Annotated in this window: 14 protein-coding genes; 3 read left to right on the top strand and 11 right to left on the bottom strand. The window is 63.8% G+C overall.

Annotated features, from left to right (window positions below):
- Nucleotides 1–7: 7 nt before the first annotated feature.
- The 3 genes from QO014_RS00935 to QO014_RS00925 form a co-directional block, all read right to left on the bottom strand.
- Nucleotides 8–2,203, bottom strand: coding sequence for an RNA degradosome polyphosphate kinase (locus QO014_RS00935; protein ID WP_266346775.1), 2,196 nt, complete (start codon nucleotides 2,201–2,203; stop codon nucleotides 8–10).
- 145 nt (nucleotides 2,204–2,348) lie between these two features.
- Entirely contained in the window at nucleotides 2,349–3,062 is a 714-nt protein-coding gene (locus QO014_RS00930) for a P-loop NTPase family protein (RefSeq protein WP_266346774.1), read from the bottom strand.
- Complete coding sequence (locus QO014_RS00925; RefSeq protein WP_266346773.1) at nucleotides 3,043–4,122, bottom strand: AI-2E family transporter; 1,080 nt, start codon at nucleotides 4,120–4,122, stop codon at nucleotides 3,043–3,045. Before QO014_RS00925 ends, QO014_RS00930 begins: the two co-directional genes overlap by 20 nt.
- Nucleotides 4,123–4,312: 190 nt before the next feature.
- Here QO014_RS00925 and purM point away from each other — a divergent pair, with 190 nt between their 5' ends.
- Nucleotides 4,313–5,386 (top strand): phosphoribosylformylglycinamidine cyclo-ligase, encoded by a 1,074-nt coding sequence (gene purM, locus QO014_RS00920; protein ID WP_266346772.1) that lies wholly within the window; start codon nucleotides 4,313–4,315, stop codon nucleotides 5,384–5,386.
- Nucleotides 5,383–6,051, top strand: a complete 669-nt coding sequence (gene purN, locus QO014_RS00915; RefSeq protein ID WP_266346771.1) for a phosphoribosylglycinamide formyltransferase — start codon at nucleotides 5,383–5,385, stop codon at nucleotides 6,049–6,051. Before purM ends, purN begins: the two co-directional genes overlap by 4 nt.
- A 292-nt stretch (nucleotides 6,052–6,343) precedes the next feature.
- On the opposite strand, the gene QO014_RS00910 is transcribed toward purN, so the two are convergent.
- The 5 genes from QO014_RS00910 to QO014_RS00890 form a co-directional block, all read right to left on the bottom strand.
- Nucleotides 6,344–6,751, bottom strand: coding sequence for a GFA family protein (locus QO014_RS00910; RefSeq protein WP_266346770.1), 408 nt, complete (start codon nucleotides 6,749–6,751; stop codon nucleotides 6,344–6,346).
- Nucleotides 6,752–6,841: 90 nt separating this feature from the next.
- Complete coding sequence (locus QO014_RS00905) at nucleotides 6,842–7,018, bottom strand: hypothetical protein (protein WP_266346769.1); 177 nt, start codon at nucleotides 7,016–7,018, stop codon at nucleotides 6,842–6,844.
- 36 nt (nucleotides 7,019–7,054) lie between these two features.
- Nucleotides 7,055–8,005 carry a phosphotransferase family protein gene (locus QO014_RS00900; RefSeq protein ID WP_266346768.1) on the bottom strand — a complete coding sequence of 317 codons (951 nt, stop codon included), beginning with the start codon at nucleotides 8,003–8,005 and terminating at the stop codon, nucleotides 7,055–7,057.
- 112 nt (nucleotides 8,006–8,117) lie between these two features.
- Nucleotides 8,118–8,873, bottom strand: coding sequence for an SDR family NAD(P)-dependent oxidoreductase (locus tag QO014_RS00895; RefSeq protein ID WP_266346767.1), 756 nt, complete (start codon nucleotides 8,871–8,873; stop codon nucleotides 8,118–8,120).
- 150 nt (nucleotides 8,874–9,023) lie between these two features.
- A complete protein-coding gene (locus QO014_RS00890) occupies nucleotides 9,024–9,875 on the bottom strand; it encodes a phytanoyl-CoA dioxygenase family protein (protein ID WP_266346766.1) in 852 nt (283 codons plus the stop codon).
- A gap of 609 nt (nucleotides 9,876–10,484) precedes the next feature.
- Between QO014_RS00890 and QO014_RS00885 the strand changes: the two genes are divergently transcribed.
- Entirely contained in the window at nucleotides 10,485–11,396 is a 912-nt protein-coding gene (locus QO014_RS00885) for an ABC transporter substrate-binding protein (protein ID WP_266346765.1), read from the top strand.
- Between the two features lie 79 nt (nucleotides 11,397–11,475).
- Here the strand turns inward: QO014_RS00885 and QO014_RS00880 are convergent, their stop codons facing one another.
- From QO014_RS00880 to QO014_RS00870, 3 genes are all read right to left on the bottom strand, one after another.
- Nucleotides 11,476–13,566: a molybdopterin-containing oxidoreductase family protein gene (locus QO014_RS00880; RefSeq protein WP_266346764.1), complete on the bottom strand. Its 2,091-nt coding sequence runs from the start codon at nucleotides 13,564–13,566 to the stop codon at nucleotides 11,476–11,478.
- 223 nt (nucleotides 13,567–13,789) lie between these two features.
- The gene (locus tag QO014_RS00875; protein WP_266346763.1) at nucleotides 13,790–14,143 is read right to left on the bottom strand and encodes a cupin domain-containing protein; all 354 of its coding nucleotides are present in this window, start codon (nucleotides 14,141–14,143) and stop codon (nucleotides 13,790–13,792) included.
- A gap of 334 nt (nucleotides 14,144–14,477) precedes the next feature.
- Nucleotides 14,478–16,256, bottom strand: a complete 1,779-nt coding sequence (locus QO014_RS00870) for an AIPR family protein (RefSeq protein WP_266346762.1) — start codon at nucleotides 16,254–16,256, stop codon at nucleotides 14,478–14,480.
- Nucleotides 16,257–17,157: the final 901 nt, after the last annotated feature.

The following is a 17,157-nucleotide window of genomic DNA, read 5'->3' as shown; positions in this document are numbered from 1 at the left end:
GCTCGGCTCAATGCTTGCTGGAACGGTTGCCGATCGAGCGCGGCGAGTTCGTCTTGAGAGATTTTCCACGCCCTGAGAGACTCGGATTTGTCATGAAATACTGATGGGCGTTGAAGACTTCTTCGCCCTTGCGCGGAACGATCCGCCGTGACGAGCCATCCGAGAGGATTTCCCAACTTTGCTGGTTGTCCTTCAGGTTCGCGACCATGATCTGGTCGAGCACTTGTTCGTGCACGGTCGGATTCAGCATCGGGATCATCGCTTCGACACGACGATCGAGGTTGCGGGGCATCATGTCCGCAGAGCCGATATAAACAATCGCCTCCGGAGAGGGCAAGCCGTGCCCATTGCCGAAGCAGAGAATGCGGGCATGTTCGAGGAACCTACCCACAATTGATTTGACGCGAATGCGCTCGGAAAGCCCGGGAATGCCCGGTCGCAGGCAGCATATGCCGCGCACGACGATCTCGATGTCGACGCCCGCCCGGCTCGCATCATAGAGCGCGTCGATGATCTGCGCGTCGACCAGCGAGTTCATCTTCATCCAGATCGCGCCGGGCCGGCCGGCCTTCACATGGTCGATCTCGGCATAGATCAGGTCGAGAATGCGCTTCCTGAGGAAATGCGGCGAGGTGGAAAGCCGCTCGATCTCGGCCGGCTCCGAATAGCCGGTGATGTAGTTGAAGATCCGCGCGACATCGCGGGCGATCGCCGGATCGTCGGAGAAATAGGAGAGATCGGTATAAACGCGCGCCGTGATCGGATGGTAGTTGCCGGTGCCGATATGGACATAGCTGCGCAGGGCACCACCCTCGCGCCGGACGACTAGCGAGAGCTTGGCATGCGTCTTGAGCTCGATGAAGCCATAGACGACCTGCACGCCGGCGCGCTCCAGATCGCGCGCCCATTTGATGTTCGCCTCTTCGTCGAAGCGCGCCTTGAGCTCGACCAGCGCGGTGACGGACTTGCCGGATTCGGCCGCCTCGGCCAGCGCCTTGACGATGGGGCTGTCCTTGGAGGTGCGGTAGAGCGTCTGCTTGATCGCGACGACGTCGGGATCGAGCGCCGCCTGCCGCAGATATTGCACCACCACGTCGAACGTCTCGTAGGGATGGTGGACGATCAGGTCTTTCTGGCGGATGGCTGCGAAGCAATCGCCCCCATGCTCACGGATGCGTTCGGGAAATCGGGCTTGATAGGGCGGGAACTTCAGTCCCGGCCGATCAATCCCCACCAGTTGCGAAAGGTCGTTCAGGGCCAGCATGCCCTCGACGAGGAAGATCTCCTCCGGCAGCACGGCCAGCGCGCCGGCGACGAAGCTGCGCAGGCTGTCCGGCGTCGCCGATTCGATCTCGAGGCGGATCACTTCGCCGCGGCGCCGCCGCTTCAGGGCCGATTCGAAGACGCGGACCAGATCCTCCGCCTCCTCCTCGAACTCGATATCGGAATCGCGAATGATGCGGAAAGCGCCCTGCCCCTGGACCTGATAGCTCGGGAACAGCCGGCCGGTGAAGAGCGAGACGGTCTGCTCCAGGCTGATGTAGCGATCCGCGCCCGGCTCCGACGGCAGCTTGATGAAGCGGTCGAGCGTCATGGGAATGCGCAGCAGCGCCGTCATCTGGGCGCCGGTCGTGGGCCGCGACAGCTGCAGCACCAGCGAGAAACCGAGATTGGGGATGAAGGGAAACGGATGCGCCGGATCGATCGCCAGCGGCGTCAGCACCGGGAAGATCGAATCGAGGAAATAGGTCTCGAGCCAGCTGCGATCCTGCTCGTTGAGATCAGCCGGATCGGTCGCGACGATGCCGCTCGCCGCCAGCTCGCCGCGCAGCTCCTTCCAGCGCGATTGCTGGTCGCTGGCGAGCTTGGAGACCTCCTCGTTGACGCGCACGAGCTGTTCGCTCGGCGTCAGCCCGTCATCGGATGTGAGGCCCAGGCCCTCGCGCTGCTGGCCGCGCAGGCCGGCGACGCGCACCATGAAGAACTCGTCGAGATTATTGGCCGAGATCGAGAGGAAGCGCAGCCGCTCCAGCAGCGGATGATTGCCGTTGCCGGCCTCTTCCAGCACGCGCCGGTTGAACTGGAGCCACGACAACTCGCGATTAATGAAACGCTCCGGGCTGTGGCGCAGGCGATTGGCATCCTTCTCGGCAGCATTGGCGACAGCGAGCGCCGCTTGAGCCTCCGGGTTATTCTGATCCATCGCATCCTTCCAACGTCGGGCCGCATCGTCACGAAGCATATACCCGAATTGTAACGGTTTTGAGCAGACTTGGGGAGCATTGCGGATTTGGCGGGCCGCTTTCCCGGCATTTCGATCGCTTGGGCAGCGCGCCGCTCACCGAACCTCAGTCGAGATCCGATTCCGGCGCCTCGCCCAGCTCGCGGGCCAGCACGTTCGCCGCCAATTGCCGCGTGATCGGGCGGCCGGCGGCCAGCGCCTCCTGGTCGAGCAGGGCGACGAGGCGGTTCGCCGATTCGAGCGAGCGATCCATGCGGCGGCGGATGAAATCGACGAGCGGCGGATCGACCGCGATCTGGCGATCGGCGAAGAGCTTGACGATGACGCGCGCCAGGAGCTCGTCATCGGGCTCCTGCAACACGACCGGCACGGCCGCGCGCAACCGCGAGGCGAGGTCCGGCAGGCTGAAGCCGAGCGCGGCCGGGCTCTCGCGGCTGGTCAGCAGCGCATGGGCCTCGCGCTCGCGCACCAAGTTGAGAAAATGGAACAGCGCCGCCTGGTCGACGGGCCCGGCGTGAAGATCCTCCACCAGCACGCGGCCCGAGGCGAAGAGCGCGTCGAAATCGGCGCGGCCAAGATCGCGCGCCGCGATTTCGCTCGCGCCGCTCGCCTCGCGCCAGATCTGGCCGAGATGGGTCTTGCCGGACCCGACCGGCCCGATCAGCAGCGCGACGCGGTTCGGCCAGTCGGGGAAACGGTCGATCAGGTGCACCGCCGCCTCATTGGCGCTGCCGACCAGGAAATCCGCCCGCGTCAGCGCCGCCATATGCGGCAGCGTGAGCGCCAACTGGCGCGCCGGGCTATTCCTCGTCGTCGACAATGCCATCCCCGCGATAGATCGGGCTGGTGAGATAGCGCGCGAGCGCGAAGCGCATCAAGACCGCGATCGCCGCCGTCGCCGGCACCGCGATCAACAGGCCGACAAAGCCGAACAGGACACCGAAGGCGAACAGCCCGAACATCAGCCAGACCGGATGCAGCCCGACGCTGCGCCCGACCAGGCGCGGCTGCAGGATATTGCCCTCGAAGAATTGGCCGATGGCGAAAATGGCCACCACCACCGCCACCCATGGCCATTCCGGCCAGAACTGCACCACCGCCACGCCGACAGAGACGACGAAGCCGAGCGTCGAGCCGACATAGGGAATGAAGCTCAGCATGCCGGCGCCGAAGCCGATCAACAGGCCGAAATTGAGCCCGATGGCGGCGAGCGCCACGGCGTAGAACGTGCCGAGGATGATGCAGAGCAGGCCCTGCCCGCGCACGAAGCCGGCAACCGCCGTATCGACGTCGCGCGCGATCTGGCGAACATCCTCCAGCGAATCGCGCGGCAGCCAGCTGTCGATGCGCGCGATCATGCGGTCCCAGTCGACCAGCAGATAGAAGGCAACGACGGGCGTGACGACCAGGAGCGACATCACGTCGATCAGCGCCGAGCCGCCGCTCCAGATCGATTGCAGCAGGCTGGTGAGCCAGCTCGCGCCCTGCGTCATGAACTGCCCCATCGAGCTCTTGAGCTGGTCGGGATCGATCCGCACCAATTGGCCGAGCCGGGTATCGAGCAGGTTGGTCGCGAGCCCCTGCAATTGCTGCGCATAGCTCGGGATGCGCTCGATGAAGCCCGCGAGCTGATTGGCCAGGATCGGCACGAACAGCACGAAGAGCAGCACCAGGAACACGATGAAGATGACGAGGATCACCAGCGAGGCCGCCAGCCGCGAAAGCCCGCGCCGCTCGAACCAGTCGGCGACGGGATCGAGGCCGTAGGCGACCGCCATGCCGGCGATGAACGGCAGCAGCACGCCGCGGAAAACGAACAGGAAGAGCAGGAAGATGGCCAGCGTCCCCAGCCAGAAACCGATATGACGCTGCAGGCTCATCGTCGCGCGCTCCGTTCCCGACCTCTCGCGGCTCGCCGGCCGAGCACGCATACCATGCTCCAGATAGGGCCTCGGCCGGAGGGGGGTCAAGCGCGCGGCGTCGCGGCAAGCCGGCCCTTCCCGGCGAATATCGGTTGACGGCGGCCACCGTCTCGTGATCCTCCCTCGGCAACGCAAGCTGGACCGATCGATGACCGACAAACCCGCCGCCCGAAACAGCCTCAGCTATGCCGATGCGGGGGTCGATATCGACGCCGGCAACCGGCTCGTCGATTTGATCAAGCCGCTCGTCAAGGCGACCCGCCGTCCCGGCGCGGATGCCGAGATCGGCGGCTTTGGCGGCGTGTTCGATCCCCGCGCCGCCGGCTACACCGATCCCCTCCTCGTCGCCGCCAATGACGGCGTCGGCACCAAGCTCAAGGTCGCGATCGATACCGGCATCCACGACACGGTCGGCATCGACCTGGTCGCCATGTGCGTCAACGATCTCGTGGTGCAGGGCGCCGAGCCGCTCTTCTTCCTCGATTATTTCGCGACCGGAAAGCTCGAGCCCGTCGAGGCCGCGACCGTCGTCGCCGGCATCGCCGAGGGCTGCCGGCAGGCCGGCGCCGCGCTGATCGGCGGCGAGACGGCCGAGATGCCCGGCCTCTACAAGGCGGGCGATTATGATCTCGCGGGCTTCGCCGTCGGCGCGGTCGAGCGCACCGGCCTGCTGCCGCGCGCCGATATCGCCGAGGGCGACGTGCTGCTCGGCCTCGCCTCCTCGGGCGTCCATTCGAACGGCTTCTCGCTGGTGCGCCGCATCGTCGAGATCTCCGGCCTCGCCTTCGAGGCGCCCGCCCCCTTCGCGCCGGAGCTCTCGCTCGGCCGCGCCCTGCTGGCGCCGACGCGGATCTATGTGAAGCCGATGCTGGCGGCGATCCGCGAGACCGGCGGCGTCAAGGCGATGGCGCACATCACCGGCGGCGGCTTCATCGACAACATCCCCCGCGTGCTCCCCGACCATCTCGCCGCCGCGATCGATCTCGACGCGGTCATCGTGCCGCCGGTGTTCGGCTGGCTGGCGCGGACGGGCGGCGTCGAGACGCGCGAAATGCTGCGCACCTTCAATTGCGGCGTCGGCATGATTGTGGTCGTGGCGCCCGACGCCGTCGACGCGGTCTCCTCGGTGCTGGCCGAGCAGGGTGAGAGCGTGATGCGCCTCGGCAGCCTCACCGCCCGCGACGGCGAGGGCGTGGTCTTCAGCGGGACGCTGGCGCTGTGACGACCATCCGCAAGCGCGTCGCGATCCTGATTTCCGGCCGCGGCAGCAACATGACCGCGCTGATCGAGGCGGCGCGCGACCCGGCCTATCCGGCCGAGATCGCGCTGGTCCTCTCCAACCGGGCCGATGCGGTCGGCCTGGAACGCGCCCGCCGCGCCGGCATCCGCACCACCGTGGTCGACCATCGCGCCTATCCGAACCGCGCCGCCTTCGATGCCGCCGTCAATGCGCGGCTCGGCGTCGAGGGCATCGACATCGTCTGCCTCGCCGGCTTCATGCGCATCCTGACGGCGGATTTCGTCAGCGCCTGGCACGACCGGATGATCAACATCCATCCCTCGCTGCTGCCGCTCTTTCCGGGCCTCCACACGCATGAGCGCGCGATCGAGGCCGGCATGCGGCTGACCGGCTGCACGGTGCATTTCGTGCGGGCGGAAATGGATTCGGGCCCGATCATCGGCCAGGCGGCGGTTCCCATCGCCTTTGACGACACGCCCGACACGCTGGCGCGCCGGGTCCTCGCGGCCGAGCATCAGCTCTATCCGCTGGCGCTCGCCCTCGTCGCCGGCGAGCTCGTCCACGTCCGCGACGAACGCCTCGTGGTGCACTCCGCCCTGCCCCTCGACATGTCCGACATGCTCGTCGCCCCCGCCATCGAAGGCTGAGGCGGCCAAGACCTTTTCCGTCGCCAGACACGTGGCGACCGCCCTTCCTTGGTCAACCTATCGGAACGGCACGCCCCTCCCTCTCCTCCGGGCGGAGCAGCCTTCCTTCGCCTCCCGCCGCGCCTGAGCGCCGCCTTCCCTTCTCCGGGGAGGGGGAGCGCCGGGGCCGTGTGCGGGGTTTCCGGATGCGATCCGGCTCGAATACCACCCCACGCCCGGCGAGGCCCCCTCTCCAACTCTCCCCCACGAGCGGGGAGAGAGCTTGCCGTGCGTGCCGTCGCCGCCCAAAACGCTATCCCGGCATGCCGTCGACGCTCGGGACGTCTTCCAGATGCGCGTCCCATTCCGCGCGGCTGGAACAGCAGATATGGGCGTCGGGGCGGATGTCGATCGCGCTGTCGAGGCTGCCGGCCGGCACCATCAGCCAATTGCCCTTGGCCTGCGGAACCCCGGACCCACATTCGACGCAGAAGCTCCTCGCATGCCGGCTTTCGGGCACCCGATAGGTGCGGATGCTGTCCTCTCCCGAGAGCCAGGCGAGCGTCGCCTGAGACGAGAAGATATTCGCCCCATGCGCCGATCCCGAGCCCTTGCGGCAGCGCGAGCAATGACAGAGGAAAAACCGCTCGAACGGGCCGGTAATCTGGTAGCGAACCGCGCCGCAAAGGCACGATCCGGTGGTCTCGCTGGTTGCAGTCATGCTCGTCCTCGCCGGAAATGATGGTCTCCGGCAGCATGTTATCGCGCGCGGCGGGCGCCGGCAGCAGCCGTCATGCCACAGTCCCGCGCCTTATGCCGCCTGGCGCGCCCAGAAGCTGCGGCCACGATCGGAGGAGAGCGCCGTGCCGGTGCGGGCCAGGGCTGCGAGGATCGCGGCGACCTTCGGCTCGATCCGCCGTCCCTGCCGGAAGGATGCGGCCAGCGTCGCCGCATCGAGCGGACCCGAGGCGCGCGAGAGCACCGCCATGACGGCCGCCGTCTGGTCGTCCGGTCTGGCGCAGGCCTACCTCGCCTCCGCCACGCCGACGCCGCACGCGTTCCAAAGATCGTCGATGAGCGTCGTGGGCGTATCCGGAGTTCGAATGGTCCCGACATGGCGCAGCCACCACCACATGACCATTCGATGCAGCAAGGTGTAATACTCGAGCGCTGCCTTCGGGGCCGGATGGTCGATAGGGCCGTATCCATCCAGGATATGCGGGCTGCTGCCGGGCGCATCATGCTCCGAACAGAACAGGCACTTTGCCAAGTCGGATACCGGATCCGCGGCGCGAGCATTCCCGAAGTCGATCAAGCCGCTGAGCGTGAGCGTTCCATCCTGGTTCTCCACTGCCAAGACGTTGTTGGGATGCAGGTCGTCATGGCAAAATGCTGCGCCCTTGCTGTGCGGCACCACCGCCTCGAATCTCTCCTCGACAGCCTCGCGAAGCCGCTTGGTGAGCATGGCGTCGGCCCCCATGGCCGAGAACCGCTCGAAAGTATGTTCGATCCATCCGCCGACATAGGCGGCGTTGGACGACACCGGCGCAACAATGCCCTGACCATCAAATGAACCATAGGCAGGCATTGCCACCGAATGCAGCGAGCGCAGCAAGCTTCCGATCTGACGGTACATGCTGGCAATGTCAGGATGCTTCAAGAAGCTGCCCGTCGGCATGCCCGGCAGATAGTTGGTCACGGCAAAGCAGAATGGCAGCCTTTGCTTGCTCGTATCGCTCAGGAGCTGACGGCTTATCGGGCCACGGAAGTCGGCCAGTTGGGCTAAAGCAAAGGCGTCCTTGTCTGGCGAACTGAGATAGGGGTCGCCATCCGGATACCCCTTGAGAATGACAGCGAGGCCGGATGCGAATTCGATTTTGTAGATCGGAGATTGGCCGCCAGCCATCTCCTTGATCGCAAGGATGCGACCCAGAGCGAGGGGGCTCAGTGCCTCGGCAATTCGTTCTGTTTCCATGCCACGATCCAACGTGCCAATGTCGTGAAATCGAGATCTGCGTAGGGCGGGTTTACAAGACGCTGCACGGCATCGACCGACTTAACGGCCGACATCTGCCCGCTCCCACCCCTCACACCACGAACTGCCCGCCGCTGGCGTCAATCAGTTCGCCCGTGACCCAGCGTGAATCCGTCGAGGCGAGGAAGGCGATGATGTCGGCGACGTCCTCGGGCTCGCCGACGCGGTCGAAGACCGAGCGCGATTTGGCGATTTCGGCGCCGGCCGGCTGGTCGACCCAGCGGCTCATGTCGGAGCGGATGATGCCGGGCAGGACGGCGTTGACCGTGATGCCGCGCGCGCCAAACTCCTTGGCGAAGGCGCGCGTCATCGCGTTCAGCGCCGCCTTGGTCATGCCGTAGAGCATCACGTCGGGGATCGCCTTCTTCGAGAGGCCGGAGGAGATGTTGATGATGCGGCCCCCATCGGCGATCCGGGGCCCGAGCTTCTGAATCAGAAAGAACGGCGCCTTCAGATTGACTGCGAACAGGCCGTCAAAGGCTTCTTCCGTCGCCTGCGGGCCGCCGGGAAGCTGATGGCCGGCATTGTTGACGAGGATATCGAGCGCACCACCGTCCCCCAGCACCGCTTCGACGCCAGCGGCGAGCGCCTCGACGCCTTCAAGCGTTTCGAGCCGGCCCTCGACCAGAAAGGACGCGCCACCGGCAGCGGCGATTTCATCAGCCAGCGCGCCGGCCGCATCGCGGCTGCGGCCATAGTGAATGCCCACCCGCGCACCGTCGGCGGCGAGCCGCGCTGCGATTGCCCTGCCAATGCCCCGGCTCGCGCCGGTGACGAGCGCAGTCTTTCCTTTCAGGTCTCGCCCCACGGTCCATCTCCCGTTGATTGCGCCCATGCTCGCGCCAGACATGCCAAGGCATGCGCTGGCGCTCGTCATCGGCGCTGACGGAACCACGGAGACGGATCCTGCGCAATTCCGGGCGTAGAGAGCGTTCGGCCGAATGGGCGGATCGCGTGGCTAATGGCCCAGCACGACGGGGAACGCCGGACAGTCAACTGCGGCGCCATCCATCGGTGCATCGGCTTCCGGCGGCGGTGGCGACATGGGTCCGGCACGGCGCACGAAGCGCGCATCGTCCCCGGTCCATCGCGCCGACAGCACGCGCCGCCGCGCACTCGCCGAGTTGTTTCCGCTCGCTCCGTGCAGCGTCAGCCCCTGAAAGACGACGATATCACCCGGCTCCACCGGCCACGATATGACCGGGAAGGCCTCCGGATCGCCATCGATATCGGGCGTCGGCACCCATCGTGGATCATCGCCGTCGCGCAGCGCCCCCGTCGCGAAATGGCGCGGACGATACCACACGCCGGGAGCATGGGAGCCACGGACGAAACGGAGGCTGCGATCGAGCGGCACGCTGTCGACGGCGATCCACATCGTCAGGAAGTCCGGCCCGTCGATCGGGCTGTAGGGCTGATCCTGATGCCAGAGCGTCGGCTTGTCCGTATTCGGTTCCTTGACGAGGATGTGATCCTGCAGAAAATTGATCTTGCGCGACCCGAGCAAGGCGGAGGCGATACGCGAGGCCGGCGATCGCCACACAAAATCGCTCAGCGCCGGGATGCGACGCCAATTGTTGGAATCCTGGAAGAAGCCTCTCTGTGCGGCGTCGGCGTATTTGGCCCCGGTGCCCGGATCGATGAGGACGGCATCGATCGCGCGCTCGATCGTGGCGATCCATTCCGGCGACAGCGCGCCACGCAGGCAGACGACACCATCGCGATGGAAGGCATCAATGTCCTCCGGTGTCGGCACATAGCCCTGCTCCGGAGCCGAGTCCGTCCCGGCGATATCGACGCGCTCTGTCATTCCGCATCCTTCCATGAGGCGAGCGCCTGCACCGAGGCGCCATGCTAATTAAACATTTGATTAATGCGACCATACGGTCCGTGCGCGAACGACGTCAAGACCTCCGCATTCGGGCGCTCGATGAAGGACGGTCGCCGCGTCATCCGATGAAACCGTCGCTCCAGCGATCGATGCGGGCACGGTGACCGCACGCCCCTCCTCCCTCTCCGAGCCGGCAATTCCGCGGCGAAGTGGAGGTTTTCCGGCAATCCGGCGTCCGCCATGGCGTCGCTCCGGCCGGAAGTGGGTTGAATGCCTCACGTCGCAGCTTGCGAGTGATCGAGCCTGGACTGCGCAAAATCTGATCATCGCCATGCGCATTCCTCCGACAGATGGATCGCGGCGGCGGCAGCAACGACACTATTCGTCCTGATTTAATTGAACGTTCGCTTAATTCCAAGCGATGGCATGTCACTTGCTATCCATCTTCCGTTGGCATTGCGCCAGAGACGAGATTGCTCATGGCCAAGCGCATCTACCGAAGCGACGCGCGAGCGTCGCACCGGCCTTCCCCGTCCGGCTGCCGCCCCGCGGCACCGAAGTGAGACCTACACAGAACCGGAGATCCCGATGCGACTAAGACTGATCTGCCAGATACTCGCCCTGCTGATGGGCTTTCTCCCCCTTGCCGCGAGCGTGGCCCATGCCGCCAGCGATATTCCGACGCTCCAGATGGACCCGGCGCTCAATGCGATGCTGCCGGATGACATCCGCGCGAGCGGCGTGCTGACGGTCGCGACCGACGCGCATTATCCGCCTTGCGAGTTCTTTGCCGAAGACGGAAAGACGATCATAGGCTTCGAGCCTGATGTCTGGACTGCGATCGCGCAGAAACTCGGCCTCAAGGTCGAGGCCAGCTCGATCGATTTCGGCGGCATCATTCCCGGCGTGCAGAGCAAGCGTACCGACGCCGCCTTCGCCTGCCTTTCGGATCGGCCCGAGCGCGAAGAGGTCGTGACCTTCATCAATTTCTGGTATGGCGCCGCGGCGATCTACGCGGTCGAGGCCAATTCCAAGATCACCGAAGATCCGCTCTCGCTCTGCGGTCTCAAGACCGCCGTCCAGACCGGCATTGATTTCGGCGACATGGTGCGCAACATTTTCTCGAAGCACTGCGTCGCTAATGGCAAGCCACCGATCGAGGTCTCCGAGTTCCCGGCCGCCTCGCAGGTTCTGCTCGCGCTCTACTCCAATCGCATCGACTTCGCCTTGAGCGACGCGGCGGCGGTGGACGACATCCAGAAGCAGGCCACGCAACCCATCAAGGTGATCGAGAGCCCGCTCTTGCCGAAGATCTATCTGGGTGCCATCGTCGACAAGTCGAACACCAAGCTCGCCGAGGCGATGCTCGCGGCCCTGAAGGCGGTCTATGCCGAAGGCGTCTATGACAAGATCGTCGACAAGTGGAACCTGCACCTGCTGAAGCTCGCCGAGCCCGGCATCAACCTCGCCTCCACCCGTCCGATCAAGACCCCGGAATAACCGGCACAGGGCAAGGAGGAGCGGCCGCAACGGCCGCCCCTCTCCCGCCTGCGGGAGCGGACGCTGAGCCTGTCCCGGTCTAAACCGCCTTGACCCAGACCTTGCTGTCATGCACCGCCGCGCCGCCGAAGGGGGCGACGGGGTCGGCGCCGGTCAGCGTGTTGATGCCGTTGCCGCCGACGAAGGCGCTGTTCGGCCAGAGCCCTTCGGAGATCACCACGCCGCGCTTCAGCCCTTCGAAGAGCCGCGCATGCACGCGGACCTCGCCGCGCGCATTGCCGATCACCACCAGATCGCCGGCCGCGATGCCGAGCGAAGCGGCGTCCTCGGGATGGATCATCAATTCCGGCCGTCCCTCGCGGCCGATCGAGCTCGGCGTCTCGTTGAAGGAGGAATTGAGGAACTGCCGCGCCGGCGAGGTCGCGAGGCGGAAGGGGTGCGCGTCATCGGCCGCTTCGATCGCCGCCGCCCAGTGATCCGGCAGCGTCGGCATGTCGGCGACGGGGCCGACCGGGCCGTAATTCTCGTTATTGACCGAGGCCCAGTCGACGCGGAAATGGAATTTCCGGTCCGGATGGCCAAAACCGTTCAGGAAATGCGCGGTCTCGAAATCGCTCTGGCAATCGATCCAGCGCTTTTCTTCGAGATCCGCCAGCGTGCCCCAGCCGGAGCGCTGCAGCATGGCGTCGATATGCTCGCGCTCGTTCATGGCGAAGCCCGGATGATCGAGGCCGAGCCGGCGCGCCAGGCCCGCGATCACCTGATGATTGGTGCGGCAGCCCTCGGGCGGCTCGACCAGCTTCGGCCCCAGGATCAGATATTGGTGGCCGCCGCCCTTGTAGATGTCGTCATGCTCCAGGAACATCGTCGCCGGCAGCACGATATCGGCCATCTTCGCCGTATCGGTCATGATCTGCTCGTGCACGGCGACGAAGAGATCGTCGCGCGCGAAGCCGCGCTTCACCAGCGTCTGGTCGGGGCAGACCGTCACCGGATTGGTGTTCTGCACGATCATCGCCGTCACCGGCGGCCCGCCCTTCAGCGCGTCGGCATCGCCCGTCAGCACCGGCCCGGTGCGCGACTGGTCGAGCTGGCGCACGGTGGGATCGAGCAGGTCCAGCCCCTCGATCGCGGTCTTGTCGAGATGGAAGATGCCGCTATTGGAATGAAACGCGCCACCGCCCTCATATTGCCAGGCGCCCGAAACGGCGGGAATGGAGAGCGCGGCGTGCATCGCGACCGCGCCGTTCCGCTGCCGCGAAAAGCCGTAGCCCAACCGGAAGAAGGTGCGCCTGGTCGTGCCGACCAGCCGCGCAAAGGTCTCGATCTCCGCGACCGAAAGCCCGGTGATCGCCGCAGCCCATGCCGGCGTCTTCTCCGCCAGATGCGCCTCGAGCGCTTCCGGCGCGTCGGTATAGGCGGCGAGATAGGCGCGGTCCGCCAGCCCGTCGCGGAAGAGCACATGCATGACGGCGCAGGCGAGCGCCCCGTCGGTGCCCGGCTTCAGACAGAGCGCGAGATCGGCCTGCTTCATCGTCTCGTTCTGGTAGATGTCGATCGCCACGATCTTGGCGCCGCGATCCTTCCGCGCCTGGATCGCATGGGTCATGACGTTGACCTGGGTCGCGACCGCATTGGTGCCCCAGATCACGACGCAGTCCGCTTTCGCCATTTCGCGCGGATCGGAGCCGGCGATCGCGCCCGCTCCGGCGATATAGCCCGTCCAGGCCATATTGGTGCAGATCGTGCCGTAAAAGCCGGAATATTTCTTCGCGTGGCGCAGCCGGTTGATGCCGTCGCGCTGCACGAGGCCCATCGTGCCGGCGTAATAATAGGGCCAGACCGTCTCGGCGCCGAGCCGCGCCTCGGCCTTCAGGAAGGCCTCCGCGATCTCGTCCAGCGCATCCTCGAAATCGATCACCTGCCATTCGCCGGAGCCCTTTTCGCCTTTGCGGCGAAGGGATTGCGTCAGGCGGTTCGGATTATGAATCCGCTCGGCATAGCGCGCGACCTTCGCGCAGATGACGCCCTTGGTGTAATCATTGTCCTTGGCCCCGCGAATGCGCCCGATCCGATTTTCCGCCAAGAGCTCGACATCGAGCGCGCAGGTGGAGGGGCAATCATGCGGGCAGGCGGAAAAGCCGGTGCGGGGATAGACGGGAGCGTTCATGGGGCGTGGGGTTCCGTGCTGATCGCCCGTTTATGACGCGATGCAGCGACGCGGTCGAGGGGGCAAGCGCGCCGGCGCGACGACCCGGCCCGACAGGCGCGCCGCGAGCGCCCGGCGCGGGCGGAAAAACCGGCGGCGCCACGCCGCCCAGCCGCACCATTCCCGCCGCCTCCGCCAGCGCCCTCCCCGGCGCCCGGCGCCAGCGGGTGGACGCCCGCTCGCCTCAGCCGATCACGAGCGGCGGGCCGACGACCTCCATGCCGTGCTCGCGCGAGAGCGTCGCGAAGCGCTCCGGCGTCATCGCCTTGCCGATCGCGCTGCCGGCCCGGAAGAACGCCTCCATCAGGCCTGCGGGCTGGAACAGCACCATGAGCCGCCCCGTCGGGCTCCAATTGGCGAAGGCGTGCGGCACGCCGCGCGGCCCCAGAATGCTGTCGCCCGGCCCGAGCCGAAACCGCTCCGTCCCGACCTGGAACAGGAACTCGCCCTCGCGCACGAAGAACCACTCGTCCTGATCATGATGGATATGCAGCGGCGGCCCGCCACGCTCAAAGCGCAGCGTATCGAAGGCACACATCCCGCCTGCCGTATCCAGCGCCGAAATCTTGCAATCAAACCGGCCGTTCAGAAAGGGAAACGACGCGCCAAACCGATCCTGATCAGCCCGAACCGGGCCGGGGATGTGTGGGGGTGACGGGTCTGGGGGCATGGCGGCGGCCTCCGGATGATGGGTGGAGGATAGCATGAGTTGGCCAAGAGATGGAGGAGCCAGGGACACGTCGACCGATCACCGTCGATTCGTACAGCCTCGATCCTTCACTGGAGAGGATACAAGCCGCCAGCTGGACCTCGTTCACTATTCTATCGAATAGAACGCGCGTCCACGCACATCCGTACAGCAAATGACGGGTCTATTTCTTTACCGACGCACCTGGATGCGCATATTTCTCACGAAATGCAGACGCAAACCCTTCAGACCTAATCGCATCACGAATTCTCTCTTGCCCTGTGACTCCTGTCGCCTTCAATCGCTCATGCACAATACCAACGACTTCCTCAACAGCCTTCTTCAGAACTTCTTCATCCTTGCAAGTCTCAATTAGCGACTCAGCCACAGCCGTTAGTTTTCCTTTCTTCATGGAAAACACATTGGTCGAATTAGTCAATTTGAGGCCAATACCCGCCAATATATAGTACCTAAATGTCTTGTAACTACTCTCGATGCGCTGGTTCCGCCACAAAAACTCAAGACGATAGTATAAATATGCCACGGCATGATATATTCTAACATCTTGATCATCAAGAAATATAATATTTTCATATTCAGATAGTATACCCCTATAATCTCGCGCGGCCCTTTGTGGCTGAAACAGCAAACAAGCCGCAACCGCTTTCATCAATACTGACGGTTGCATTACACGGGTTCGCTCTATTGCCTGATTACGATACTGGTTGTCTCGCCTCTCGAAATATATAATCTCCTCTGAATCTAGGCTCCTGCAATACTCCTCAAAACTCTTCATGAATGGACGCAACGCCCAAAACTGCTCATCCCGTACTGGGTTTTGTCTATTGGTACCGACGATAATTGACGACACGAATTCATCGTCCCTTGATCCAATAAGTCGAAATGGAACCTGGATCGAAGCAACTAAACTCTGATCACCAGATCCCTCCGCTCCTTGATCGCCATAGACGAGATCGAAAATGACATTGCTCGTTTGGCATCCATTTACAATCTGAAAGTCCTCAAGACGAAATCTATCGCCGGTTCGATCGATATTCTTCGAAACCACCGTAATTCCGTTATTTCTAAAGACGAACTCCGCGCCGCCACCCACACGAACACTGTCTTTTATTGCCCGATTTATCTTCGATTTAGCGTCATAATCACGAATGTTATCAAAAAATACGGCCCGATTTATGCCAACAACCTTGTTGTCAGCATCTTTCGATATATAAAGTTTTAGCAAATTTGCGGCATCAATGTAGCCGATATAAGCTTCCTCGACATGCCCGTTACTGGGCATGACTACATTCCGCGGAAAGTCGATTTCGACCTCCACGGCGGAAGTTGCCGCTCGGTACCACTGTTGCAGATTACGCGCCCCAACCATCTCGATAGTGATCGTCTTCGCATCGAAGATGTTCAACTCCTCAAGTTGCCCCCGGAAATTCGCGCGCAGTTTTTCAATCCTAACGGGCTCCTCATAGTTTCCAGTCGCCACATAGTAGCAACTCAGCTTCGGATTGCGTTTCCCCACGCCATTTTCATATACAGCATCCATCGCACCAATTAGATCATCAACTTGATCACTCTCACCTCCAAGATCCCCTTTAAAGAATCCAAGTATCGCATCGAAAAACTTCGAAATTTCACCATAGTCAAAACTTGTACTCGTCTTTGATTGAAAGAAAATGAATTCGACAGATGCGTTCTGAATTGCACCAAGCTTTTCCTCCGCTTCCGCGCGCGTCTGAACGGCCTCACCCTGTATTACTACAGTAATACCATCAACACCAAATTCATCACCTTCTAGATGAACATCGTACGCGTCGATGTTTTCCCCGAGCAAGCCACTCATTATTGAAAATATGCTGTAAATCTCGAACTGTTTTTCGGGTGAGTAAGCTGTAATGGAATTTGCCTTAGCGAAGTCACGTAACTGAGCACGAATAACAGGGTTCATCTAGGGGCTCTTTATTTGATGAAGACGCGTTGGCATGACCATAGCCGCAGGTCGCCCGGTTCGCTAGATCGACCAAATGGCCGCCGACTCGACGCTCAGCACTGGCATTGCCGGGTCGAGCCCGGCAATGCCAGAGTTTGGTATGGGCGTCGGCGGGACGGGGAGACGGCGGAGGCCGGGCCTCGACAACGTGCCCCCTCCCCAAAACCGCCTTGCGGTTTTGACCCTCCCTCGGGGGGAGGGTTTGGGCCGAGCTTGGGGCGTTGACGGTGCGGCTTGTCGGGCGCGTGCCGTGGGCTCGGCCTCGGGGACGGAGAGCGCCCTCCCCGAACGCCGTCATCCCGGGCGGAGCGCAGCCGAGACCCGGGACCCATGCAGCCGTGATGCCGGACGCCTGCTCTTCCCAATGCTCCGGCTGAATGGGTCCCCGCTTTCGCGGGGATGACGGCGCTGGAGGGCCAACGACGGCGCTGGAAAGGGGCCGCGCCAGGTCGAGAGGATGGCAGAAGCGGCAGGGCGTAGCTCCCCTTAACCCGCCCCTTGCGGGCGGGTCGAAAGCGCCCCGCGTTTTCGGGGCGGGGTTAGCCTTGGCGAAGCCGAGGCGTTCTTGCTTTCGGTGCGTTCTGAAGAGCCGGTATCCGGCCCCTGCAACCCGCCCCCGCCCCAAAACCGCCTCGCGGTTTTGACCCGCCCGCAAGGGGCGGGTTCAGCGGAGTGTGGGGCGTCATGGGCAGTCCAACATCAAAGCCGTCATGCCCGCATTCATTGCGGGCATCCACGTCTTGCTTGCGACCGTGATGCGCCTGAGCAGGTAACAGCAAGGCGTGGATGGCCGGGACAGGCCCGGCCATGACGGTTCGGATGAACCGCCAAACCCGGCCACAGGCCGTCATCCCGGGCG

The sequence above is a fragment of the Kaistia dalseonensis genome (genome assembly GCF_030814715.1).
GTDB lineage: Bacteria > Pseudomonadota > Alphaproteobacteria > Rhizobiales > Kaistiaceae > Kaistia > Kaistia dalseonensis.
Note: the sequence above shows the minus strand (reverse complement) of the source record. Positions and strands in the feature narration are given on the sequence as shown.